Source organism: Streptomyces sp. NPDC050743 (assembly GCF_044456925.1).
Classification (GTDB): Bacteria; Actinomycetota; Actinomycetes; order Streptomycetales; family Streptomycetaceae; genus Streptomyces.
Genome location: NZ_JBITGJ010000110.1, coordinates 1 through 10,251, shown reverse-complemented (window position 1 = coordinate 10,251; position 10,251 = coordinate 1). Strand labels below are relative to the sequence as shown.

Annotated in this window: 9 protein-coding genes and 2 pseudogenes; 3 read left to right on the top strand and 8 right to left on the bottom strand. The window is 70.1% G+C overall.

The window, feature by feature from the left end:
• Positions 1 to 30 precede the first annotated feature (30 nt).
• The 7 genes and pseudogenes from ACIBJF_RS45050 to ACIBJF_RS45020 all read right to left on the bottom strand — a co-directional run bounded on the left by ACIBJF_RS45050 (position 31) and on the right by ACIBJF_RS45020 (position 8,811).
• Entirely contained in the window at positions 31 to 801 is a 771-nt protein-coding gene (locus ACIBJF_RS45050) for a tRNA-dependent cyclodipeptide synthase (RefSeq protein ID WP_399183190.1), read from the bottom strand.
• A 35-nt stretch (positions 802 to 836) separates the two neighbouring features.
• Positions 837 to 2,117 carry an MFS transporter gene (locus ACIBJF_RS45045; protein ID WP_399183189.1) on the bottom strand — a complete coding sequence of 427 codons (1,281 nt, stop codon included), beginning with the start codon at positions 2,115 to 2,117 and terminating at the stop codon, positions 837 to 839.
• Positions 2,114 to 2,428 (bottom strand): annotated as a pseudogene (locus ACIBJF_RS45040) (pyridoxal-5'-phosphate-dependent protein subunit beta); the annotation flags it as partial. The pseudogene ACIBJF_RS45040 and the gene ACIBJF_RS45045, both read right to left, overlap by 4 nt.
• Before the next feature lie 666 nt (positions 2,429 to 3,094).
• A complete protein-coding gene (locus ACIBJF_RS45035) occupies positions 3,095 to 4,684 on the bottom strand; it encodes an oleate hydratase (protein ID WP_399183187.1) in 1,590 nt (529 codons plus the stop codon).
• A 181-nt stretch (positions 4,685 to 4,865) separates the two neighbouring features.
• Positions 4,866 to 5,096, bottom strand: coding sequence for a hypothetical protein (locus ACIBJF_RS45030; protein WP_399183185.1), 231 nt, complete (start codon positions 5,094 to 5,096; stop codon positions 4,866 to 4,868).
• 113 nt (positions 5,097 to 5,209) lie between these two features.
• Positions 5,210 to 7,892 (bottom strand): annotated as a pseudogene (ppdK, locus tag ACIBJF_RS45025) (pyruvate, phosphate dikinase).
• A 16-nt stretch (positions 7,893 to 7,908) separates the two neighbouring features.
• Positions 7,909 to 8,811, bottom strand: coding sequence for a universal stress protein (locus tag ACIBJF_RS45020; RefSeq protein WP_399183183.1), 903 nt, complete (start codon positions 8,809 to 8,811; stop codon positions 7,909 to 7,911).
• A gap of 179 nt (positions 8,812 to 8,990) precedes the next feature.
• Here ACIBJF_RS45020 and ACIBJF_RS45015 point away from each other — a divergent pair, with 179 nt between their 5' ends.
• Both ACIBJF_RS45015 and ACIBJF_RS45010 read left to right on the top strand, forming a co-directional pair.
• Positions 8,991 to 9,539: a hypothetical protein gene (locus ACIBJF_RS45015; RefSeq protein WP_399183181.1), complete on the top strand. Its 549-nt coding sequence runs from the start codon at positions 8,991 to 8,993 to the stop codon at positions 9,537 to 9,539.
• Positions 9,532 to 9,696: a hypothetical protein gene (locus tag ACIBJF_RS45010; protein WP_399183179.1), complete on the top strand. Its 165-nt coding sequence runs from the start codon at positions 9,532 to 9,534 to the stop codon at positions 9,694 to 9,696. Before ACIBJF_RS45015 ends, ACIBJF_RS45010 begins: the two co-directional genes overlap by 8 nt.
• 26 nt (positions 9,697 to 9,722) lie before the next feature.
• Here ACIBJF_RS45010 and ACIBJF_RS45005 read toward each other — a convergent pair whose 3' ends face one another.
• Positions 9,723 to 10,148 (bottom strand): flavodoxin domain-containing protein, encoded by a 426-nt coding sequence (locus ACIBJF_RS45005; RefSeq protein WP_399183204.1) that lies wholly within the window; start codon positions 10,146 to 10,148, stop codon positions 9,723 to 9,725.
• On the opposite strand from ACIBJF_RS45005, the gene ACIBJF_RS45000 reads away from it, so the two are divergent.
• On the top strand, positions 10,149 to 10,251 hold a 103-nt coding region (locus ACIBJF_RS45000), incomplete at its 3' end, for a helix-turn-helix domain-containing protein (protein WP_399183203.1). It lies immediately after the preceding gene.

The window sequence follows — 10,251 nt, the reverse complement described above, 5'->3', positions numbered from 1 at the left end:
CCCACCACTGTCTCCTGGGGGCCCCCGCGGCTAGTCGTGTTGTAGTGCCCGGCGGGGGTGGTGGTGTCGCAGCCCCCCCGCCCCCGCGGGGGGGGGGGCGGGGGGGGCCCCGGGCCCCGCCCCGGACCAGCCAGCCATACCAGAGAGCGGAAAGGGGAGGACACGATGGACGGCCGTCTGCCGAGGACGTGCATCAACCTGAGAGTTGTGCCGCGGACCTGCTGGACGCCCTGTGCTCCCTGTCAGGACGCCCCTCGCCGCCCGCAGGACCTCATCCGGCACGGCACGTCCACGAGCATGTGCTCCACGCAGGGGCCTCGCTGCCGCCGGGCGCGCTGCAACCGGGCGACGTGAGCGCGGCCACCGAGGTACGCGCCGGCCTCCTGAACGCCGACGTGACGCCTGCGGCCGACGCGGCCGCCCGCTGCGGGCGCGCACCTCGGCGTGCAGTCGGACGAAGGCAGCGTCGACCTGAAGTTCCGCCCAGCCAAGGATCCGGCTGTCGTCGGTGCCTGCGGCGAGATCCCGGAGGGCGTTGCTGATGCGGTTGCGGGTGTACTGCCCCTGTCTGCGCGCCTTCCACTCGGCGCGTTGCGGCGGGTACCCCAGCGCCTGCAACGTGTAGGCGCTGGGGCCGTCCGGGATGAAGAAGTCGACCCTCGCGAGGCGCTCATAGGCCCACTCCGCGAGCTGCCGGATGCGGCCGACCGAGAAGTAGCTGTTGAAGGGGCTGACGCCGATGCACGCATGGTCGGCCTGTGACAGGATCTCGGCACATGTGGTGCTCAGGGGGCTCGCCACAAGTCCTTCCGCATGGACCTCGGTTGTGCTCGCCGTCACGAGGCCACCGCCACCGGTTCTGGCCTCGGCCGGGCGTTGAGGCGGCCGGAGCGTGCGAGCAGCGCTACGCAGCCGGCACAGAGTGCACCCGTCGACGCCAGCGCCCACCAGGTCAGCTCCGGGTGCCCGAGGCGATGGGCTGTGTCCCAGACCGCGCCCGTGGTCAGATTTCCCAAGGTGATGCCGAGCCCGGAGACGGTGTTGTAGAGCCCGTAGTGGGTGGCGACGAGCCGGCCGCCGGCGAGCGAGATGACGGTGTCCATCTCGAACGGGTGCACCACGGCCGTGCCCAGCCCGAGCAGGGCCACCGCGGTGAACAGCGGCAGCAGTGCCAGGGTCCAGTCCAGGAGACCGGACCTGCTGCCAGCCACCCGCTCCGTCAGGACCAGCGGCAAGAAGGCCGCGCCCATCAGAGCGATGCCGTAGACGATCGCACGCTGCGGGCGCCAGTGGACCCGGGCCCATGCGGTGATCCTCAGCTGCCCGGCCACGGCCACGGCTGCGGACGCCGCGAACAGAGCCGTGGTCACCGCGTCGCCGCTGCCCGGCGCCACCCGGCGGGTCTGAAGCGGCAGCGCCAGATAGACCTGGAAGGACAGTACGTAGGAGCCGATCATGGCCAGCGAGAACAGGAGGAAGGGACGGTTGCGGACGACGGTGCGCCAGTCGGCGAGCACTCCGCCTGGTTCATCCGACGCGCTGCCCTTGTGGACGGGCAGGAAGCGCAGCTGGACGACTGTCAGGGCGAGGAACAGGGCCGCCGCCGCGAGGCAGACCAGCCGGAAGTCGGTGGCCAGCAGCGCCAGCCCGACGAGAGGGCCGACGAACATGCCGGCCTGGTAGAAGACGTTGAAGGCGGCGAACGCCTCGACGCGCCGCTCCGCCGCCTCCTGGGCGAGGTAGGCCCGGACTGCGGGGTTGAACAGCGCCCCCGCGAATCCGGTCGCGGCAGAGGCCACGACGAGGGCGGGCAGGGCGTCGACGAAGCCGAGGAGGCCGAAGCCGGCCGTGCGCAACAGGCACCCTGCCATGATCGTGGGCTTGTAGCCGAGCCGGTCGGCGAGCGTGCCGCCCACGAGGAACATGCCCTGCTGGGTGAAGTTGCGCACCCCGAGCACCAGGCCGACCGCCCAGGCGGCCAGGCCCAGTCCGTCCGCCAGATGCACGGCCAGGTAGGGCATGAGCATGTAGAAGGCGGTGTTGATGGTGAACTGCTGGACCATCAGCAGCCGGGCGCACCCGTTGAAGGAACGGAACTGCGTGACGAGGGACCTCATCGGGCGATCCCTTCCGTCACGGTGACGTGCGTACAGCGGGTCCACCGCTCGACCACCCGCTCTCCGGTATGTGCGATCTCGTCCGGGTCGGCGGCCGGAACGCTCCCCAGCAGGTCATGGGCGCGGCAGTAGTCGTCGCTGTAGACGGTGTTCCAGTAGCGGTGCACACCGTCGGGGAAGATCGCCACGATCCGGGTGTGCTCCGGCCGTGTACGGGCGATCCAGTTCGCCACGAGGGCGACCGCGCCCACACTCCAGCCGCCGCTGGCGTAGTACCCGCGGGCCAACTGGCGGCAGCTCCAGACAGCCTCGCCGGGGGGACGCGGCGGGGCCTGGGATCAGTGTGGCAGCCTGGTCAGTCGTAAGGCATGCAGTCCTCGCAGCCGCAGTCCTCGTCGTGCGGACAATCGCAGCCACACGCGTGGCCGCATCCGCTTTGGCAGCGGCAGTAGCAGCCCGACTCGCCACAGGGCATGTCGTCGTCAACGGTCAGTCCTCTTCCGGCCGCACCGACACTCGTCGACCGGCGGGCCTTGCCCGATCGCGCACCGAATCGGCCTCGTCGGCCATCTCGCGTGGGGGGAGGGGTTCCTCACGCGTGAGGGCCACCTGTTCCTGCTCACGCGGGAACAGCGCGGCCCTCTGGCGGCGCGGGCGACCCACACCCGTGACGACGAGTACGAGGCGCAGTGGCGCCGCTGATGCGAAGCGTCCGAGGAGGCGCAGGCGGCCGCCACCGAGCACGCGGCTGCGTCCGGGGAGAGTCGGTACGAGCTGGAGCAGGGCCTGAAGAAGGCGGTCCGGCAGGCCAGGTCCAAGCCGTCGAGATCCATCAGGCCGGTGTCGGCGCCAAGACGGCAGCCCGGTGTGCCCCTTCGGCGGAGGCCGAGCCTGCCTTTCCGAACGGGACACCAACAGCAACAGGAGCAAACCTGGGCCCTCGACGTGTCCTCAACTGCGGTCGGACCGAATACAGGTCAGGCCAGGGCGGCCTTGAGTACGCCGATGGCCGTCTTCGGGTCGGCGAGGGCGTGGTAGATGCCAGGGATCTCGCCGTCGAGGCCGAGCAGGCCGTAGACGGCGTGCGTGGCGCCACGGACGGAGTACTCGACGGTGAACACGACGTCCTCCGGGATCTCCGTGAACTGGCCGAGGAAGGCGAAGTTCGCGGCGCCACGCGGAATGACCAGCGGTCGGTCATGTGTGGTGCGCGGGGCGAACTGGCTGGTGATGTAGGGCAGCATCACCGGGATCACGGTCGTCGTCGCCGCGACCTGCTCCTCGATGTCCCACAGGCCGAGGTGGTTGAGCAGTTCGGTGAGGATCTCCCGGCCGGTGGCCTCGGCCATCGCCTTGCCGACGAAGTCGCCCTCGTTGTCGACGAAGAGGCCGTAGCCCCACAGGGTGTAGACGTCCTCGGGCTGTCCCTCGAAGTGCGGGGCGTGCGGTACGACAATGGACATCAGCCAGTTGGAGTCCTTGAACGTCATCAGCGCGCCGGTGCCGGGAAGGTTGCCGGACAACTCCTCGATGCGGTGCAGGAGCAGAGGGCTGCGCATGGTCAAGGTGAACGACTCCCACTTCGCCTCGTCCACGTTGCCGTAGAAGGCAGCCGGGCGCCCGAAGTCGTCCGCCTTGGCCGCTATCGTCTCCCACAGCCGCCATCCGCCGTCGCGCTTGTCGCGGATCAGCTCGGGAGCGGTGTCGTCACTGCCGTACGCGGCGTCGGCGGTCATCGAGCCAAGGGTGAGGAACGCGTAATCGGTGTCCGCGAGGTCGTACGCGTCCGGCAGTCCGGCGCGGTCGAGGTGGAGACGTCGCACGCGCCGGGTGCCGTCCTCCTCGGTGACGAAGTCGACATCGGTGACCCGCACGCCGTGCTCGAAGCGTACGCCGCGCTCCTCCAGCCAGGTCTGCAGCGGGCGGATGATCGAGTCGTACTGGTTGAGCCGGGTGCGGCGCACGCCCGCCAGGGTGTGCATGCGCGGGAACTCCTGCATGAAACGCAGGAAGTAGCGCCTGAGCTCAATGGCGCTGTGCCAGTTCTGGAAGGCGAACGTAGTGCGCCACATCGCCCAGAAGTTGGTCTCGAAGAAGTGCGGGGAGAAGAAGTCCTCGATCCGGCGCGCCCCGATCATCGCCTCCGGGAGCACGAGCAGCCGGGTCAGCTCCAGACGGTCCCGGGTGTCGAGGCCGTAGTCGGAGGCGTCAAGGATCTCTGGCCCCTTGCCGATCAGGCGGGCCTTGGCATCGGTGGGCCACTTGGCGCTGAACTCACGGATCTCCTCGCGCACCGACATGGTTTCGTCGGTGAGGGTGGGGATGGTCTCCAGGAGGTTCCACAGGCACGTGTAGGCCTCGTCCTCCAGCATGCGGCCGCCCCGGCTGACGTATCCGGTGGGCTCACCGCGGCCGTCCATCGAGCCGCCCGCGAGCGGGAGTTCCTCGAGGATGTGGATGTTCTCGCCGGGGAAGCCGCCGTCGCGGATCAGGAATGCGGCGGCCGCCAGGGAGGCGATTCCGCCGCCGACGAGGTAGGCCCGGGACTGCTGCGGAGCGTCGGTCATGACGTCCCTCCGTTCCGTCGCCCGCTGTCACGGGCGGCCGAATGTGGTCAAGAGCCGTGCAACGGTCCCGCCCCTGCGGCGGCAGCGGTGCACGCACGGCGCAGCGCCGACGGGATGCCGACGCCTGTAAGCGTCAGTGAACTCCTGAGGAGGCGGTGCAGGCAGGGCCGGATGTCCCTGTTCACACGCCGACCGACCCCGGGGCTCGGGGATCGCGCCCATGGCGAAGCACTGCGGGTACGGCCGGCGAGCATCGGAGCAGAGTGCTCGTGAACCCGCTGACCAGCGCGCCGACCACCATCGCCGCGAGGCCCGCGATCAACTTCCGGCGCTTGCCGTACTGGTCGCCGAGTCGGCCCACGACCGGTGTGGGGTGCGGGCCCACGTCCCCGGTGGATGCGGTTCCGGTCACACGCCCTGGCCTTCCCTCCCACCAGAGGGGAGGCCAGGGCGAGCCCAGCACGCGCAACACCCAGGCTGCGCCGGGGTACCTGGGGACCCCGATCGCCAAGCCGGACGTGACCGTCACCGGCTGTCGCTGGTTTCGGTTTCCGTGAGGGCTGCTCGTCCCGCCTCCAGCCGAGCGGCCGGGATGCGGAAGGGGGAGCAGGAGACGTAGTCGAGGCCCGCCCGGTGGAAGAAGTGGATGGACTCCGGGTCGCCGCCGTGTTCGCCGCACACCCCGGTCTCCAGCCCGGGGGTTGACGGCGCGGCCCGCCTCCACAGCCAGCTCTACGAGCTTGCCTACGCCCTCCTGGTCGATCGTCTCGAAGGGTGACACGCTGAAGATCCCCTTCCCCAGGTACAGCGGGAAGAAGGAGGCCTCGGCGTCGTCGCGGGACAATCCCCAGGTGGTCTGAGTAAGGTCGTTGGTACCGAAGGAGAAGAAGTCGGCGGCGTCGGCGATGCGTCCGGCGGTGAGGGCCGCACGCGGCAGTTCGATCATTGTGCCGATCGGGAGATGCAGGGACTCCCCTGTCTCCGCCGTGACTTCGGCTAGCACGCGCTCCGATTCCGTCCGGGCCAGTCGCAGTTCCTCGACTGTACCGACGAGCGGGATCATGATCTCGGCGTGCGGCCGGCCGCCCACGCGCAGCCGGTGGACGACGGCTCGGCGATCGCGCGGACCTGCATGGCCATGAGGCCGGGGACGGCCAGTCCGAGCCGGACGCCGCGCAGGCCCAGCATCGGGTTCTGCTCATGCAAGCGCTCGACGGCATCGAGCAGTTGGCGGTCGTGGACGTCCGGGTGGGTGGCGCTCGCCAGGCGGACAGCCAGCGCGGTGCGGTCGGGCAGGAACTCGTGCAGCGGCGGGTCGATGAGGCGAATGGTCACCGGCAGCCCGTCCATGGCTGTGAGGATGCCGATGAAGTCCTCGCGCTGCAGCGGCAGCAGCGTCGCGAGAGCCTCCTCGCGGGCCGTGTCGTCGCGGGCCAGGATCATCGCCTCGACCAGCGTCCTGCGGTCGCCCAGGAACATGTGCTCGGTGCGGCACAGGCCGATGCCCTGGGCGCCGAGCCAGCGGGCACGTGCGGCGTCCTCGGGCGTGTCGGCGTTCGCCCGTACCTGAAGGCGGCGAACGCAGTCCGCGCGCGAGTGCCGCCAGGACCGCCTCAGTCAGCGAGCCCGTGCTCTCACCGGTCTCCAGCGCGCGCCCGACGTCAGAGGCGGTGAGCGGCAGGGCGCCGAGGTGCACGGTGCCGGCGGTTCCGTCGACGGAGAGGACGTCGCCCTCGCGTACGACGACTCCTGAGTCCGTGGTGAGCCGACGGGCGACCGGGTCGACGGTCAGCGACTCGGCCCCGCACACGCACACCTTGCCCATGCCGCGCGCGACGACGGCGGCGTGGCTGGTCTTGCCGCCCCGGCTGGTGAGGACGGCCTGAGCGGCGATCATTCCGGGCAGGTCGTCGGGGGTCGTCTCACGTCGCACGAGGATCGTCTTCTCTCCGGCAGCGGCTCGGCGCTGGGCCTCGGCGGAGTCGAAGACGACGACCCCGACTGCTGCGCCCGGTGAGGCCGGTACGCCGTGTGCGAGAGGCACGTCGGCGGGGGTGGTGTCGAAGCGGGGGAACATCAACCGGGTCAGCTCGGCTCCGTCCACGCGGGCCAGTGCCTCGTCGGCCGTGATCGTCTTCTCCTCGCACAGGTCGTGGGCGATACGGAATGACGCCTCGGCGGTGCGCTTGCCGACCCGCGTCTGGAGAATCCACAGCCGACCGCGCTCGACAGTGAACTCGACGTCGCACAGGTCCCGGTAGCGGTTCTCCAGCGCGCGCAGGTGGTCTCCGAGCTCGACGTACGAGCGGGGATCGAGGATCTTCAGCTCGCTCAGGGGTACGGCATCGCGGACTCCCGAGACGACGTCCTCGCCCTGAGCGTCGGGCAGGTAGTCGCCGTACATGCCGCGGGCTCCGGTGGCCGGATCGCGGGTGAAGGCGACGCCGGTGCCGGAGTCGGGGCCGAGGTTGCCGAACACCATCGCCTGGACGTTGACGGCGGTACCCAGATCGTCGGGAATGTGCTCGCGGCGGCGGTAGAGGCGGGCGCGCTCGCCGTTCCAGGAGTCGAAGACCGCCCGAATGGCGCGCTGGAGCTGCTCGACGGGATTCTGCGGGAAGTCCTCACCCGTCTCCCGCCGGATGATCGCCTTGAACTCCTCGGTGATCAGGGCGAGTTCCCCGGCATCGAGGTCGTGGTCGTCGCGTGTCCCGCGCTGCGCCTTGTGTGCGGCGATGGCCTGTTCGAACAGGTCACCGTCCACGCCCATCACGATGCGGCCGAACATCTGCACGAGCCGACGGTAGGAGTCCCAGGCGAACCGCTCCCGTCCGGACGCCTTGGCGAGGCCGGTGACGGACTGGTCGTTGAGGCCGATGTCAAGAATCGTCTCCATCATGCCGGGCATCGAGAAGCGGGCGCCGGAGCGTACGGACACCAACAGCGGGTCGTCGGCCGCCCCGAGGGTGCGTCCCATGGCCCCTTCCAGGGCGGCCAGGGCACGGGCCTCCTCGACGCCGAGTTCGGGCGGCTCCTCTCCCGTGGCGAGATAGACCTTGCAGGCCTCGGTGGTGACGGTGAAGCCCGGCGGCACGGGCAGTCCGAGCCGGGTCATCTCGGCCAGGCCGGCTCCCTTGCCGCCGAGCAGGCCGGCCATCTCCCGGCTGCCTTCGGCGAAGGCGTACACGTAGGCTGTCGGTGTGCTCATCGCGCTCTCCGGTCTCTCACTCGTGGGGCACGACGGCCAGCGGGCAGCCGACGTGGTGGACGGCGGCGTGGGTGACGGGGCCGATGCGCGGAACCGTCGGCCGCTCGGACAGGCGGCGGCCGACGACGAGAAGGCTCGCCGCGGAGGCGGCCCGGACCAGCGCGGTGGAGGCCTTACCCTCCACAACGGTCTCCAGGATCTCGGTCTCGGGATACTTGTCACGCCACACCTTCAGGACAGCGGACAGGAATGCCTGCCACTCCTCGGGCCGCGCGGGATCGTTGACCAGAGCGATGTCTCCGGGGCCGAGGCTGATGGCAGAAGGCGGCTGCCAGGCGTACACGACCCGCAGCCGAGCCTGCCGCAACCTGGCTTCCTCGAACGCGAACTCGATCACCTCGTCGCAGGCATCAGCGAGGTCGATACCGAGCACCACATCGCGGTAGCCGGTCCGGACGGACGGGCTACCGTCGTCCGCCGGGACGTGCTCGTCCTCGGCCTCCTCCCATGTCCGCACGAGGACCACGGGACGGGTGGCCTCCGCGACCACCCCTTGGGCGACGGAGCCGACGAGAAGTCCGGTGAAGCCGCTCAGGCCGCGCGAGCCCAGGACCAGCAGTTCGGCCTGTTCAGCGGCCTCCAGCAAGGCCGCGGTCGCCGGGCCCTCGACCTGCTCGTCGGTAAGGCGCACGCCGGGTACGGCGATGCGGATGCGCTCCTCCGCCTGGCGCAGGACGCGGCGCGCCAGATGCCGCTGCGCGGCGTTCGCCGGCTCCCCTTCCGTCTGGCGGGGATGCCAGTTCCAGGCGTGCACCAGTCGCAGCGGTCGGTCACGACGCACGGCCTCGCGGGCGGCCCACTCGGCGGCGGCGAGGCTCTCGGTCGATCCGTCTACTCCGGCGATGACGGGCGACAGCATGGTGCGCACCTCCTGCGCTTGTTCTGCTTGGTACTGCCAGCGTCTTCCTGAGGGGACCCGGTCGGATATGGGCCGCAAGGGCTCTCGCAGGTCCATCCGGCCCCTGCGCCGGTCCTGGGGCGGTCGGCACGGTGGGAGGCGTGAGAGCGTGTCACCCGTGTGCCGGAGAGGCGATCGTCGTGAGCCACGTCATCATTGCCTGCGCCAACGGGACAGGCCGTAGTCATACGGCCGTGGACTGGGCGGCGCACGAGGCGTCTCCGCACGACCTGCCGCTCGAGGTGCGGTACGGCTCACCGCCGAACGATCTGAGTACCACGGCGATGCTCGTGCTCGACCTGTCCGCGGCGGGGGACGACACCACCGGCCTGGCAACGAGCCCGGCCGCACTCGCCGTTACGGCCGCATCCGTGTACCCCGTGGTGCTCATACCGGACGCCATCGGCCCCGTCGCAGCTCCGGCACGCCGGGTCACACAGGTCACCCTCGGGATTGACGCCCGTCATCCAGCGGAGCGGGCCATCGACTTCGCCTTCGACGCCGCCCCCCAGGTCCGGGGTGTACGGCTGCACGCCGTACACGCCTGGGAACTCCCCTCCTGCGCCGCCGGGTCGCCTTTCGGTGTTCCCGAGGAGGACCGTGCCACTTGGGAAGACCACGAAGTGCAACTGCTGGCCGACACGCTGCGCGCCTTGGCGGGTGAAGCACCCGCGGGCTCCGGTGCTTGAGGACGTCGTACTGCTCGACCCCGCCAATGCGTTGATCCACCATGCCGAGGGCGCCGCACTCCTGGTCGTGGGACGCGGCTCCGGCGGGGACGCGGGCTTCGTGCAAACCTTGCTGCGCGAAGCCCGGTGTCCGGTGTCCATCATGCCGGAAGCGTAGGCGGGCCAAGGCAGGGAAGTGATGGCCTAAGCAGCCGTCAGTTCCTCTGCTTCCCGCTGCGCCCAGGCCTCGATCGCGGGGAAGTCGCGGAAGTCACCGCCCTTGCCGTTGCGGAGGATCATCCGTGCGACTCTGCCCCGCGCGCCCTGCTCCAGGCAGCCGCCGAAGGTGACGTGCTCCCTCACGCCGAGCCGGTCCATGGCGCGCCTCACGCCGGACACGGGCGGGATGTTCCGCTCCGAGGCTGAAGAGTCAAGCGGCCCGCTGCTGAAGAACCACAGCGGACGTTCGGCCAGGGCGCGGCGGTGGCGGCGAACGAAGCCGCGCGCGTCCTTGTGCCAGCGGCCGGCGTACAGCGCGCCCCCGACCACCACAGCGTCGTACATCTCGATGCTCGCCACCGATCGTGCAGGCTCATCAACTTCCTTAGATATTCCTAGTGTTGTGCATATATGGTTCCGTGCATGGAGTTGCTGCGCATGTCCAAGGCTGCGAAGCGTCTCGGGATACACCCGATGACGCTTCGTCAGTGGGCGTTGGACGGCAAGATCCCGT

Excerpts from the sequence above, each read along its gene's own strand:
- ACIBJF_RS45020 (WP_399183183.1), bottom strand. The coding sequence starts at position 8,811 with ATGCTGTCGCCCGTCATCGCCGGAGTAGACGGATCGACCGAGAGCCTC.
- ACIBJF_RS45035 (WP_399183187.1), bottom strand. The coding sequence starts at position 4,684 with ATGACCGACGCTCCGCAGCAGTCCCGGGCCTACCTCGTCGGCGGCGGA.
- ACIBJF_RS45045 (WP_399183189.1), bottom strand. The coding sequence starts at position 2,117 with ATGAGGTCCCTCGTCACGCAGTTCCGTTCCTTCAACGGGTGCGCCCGG.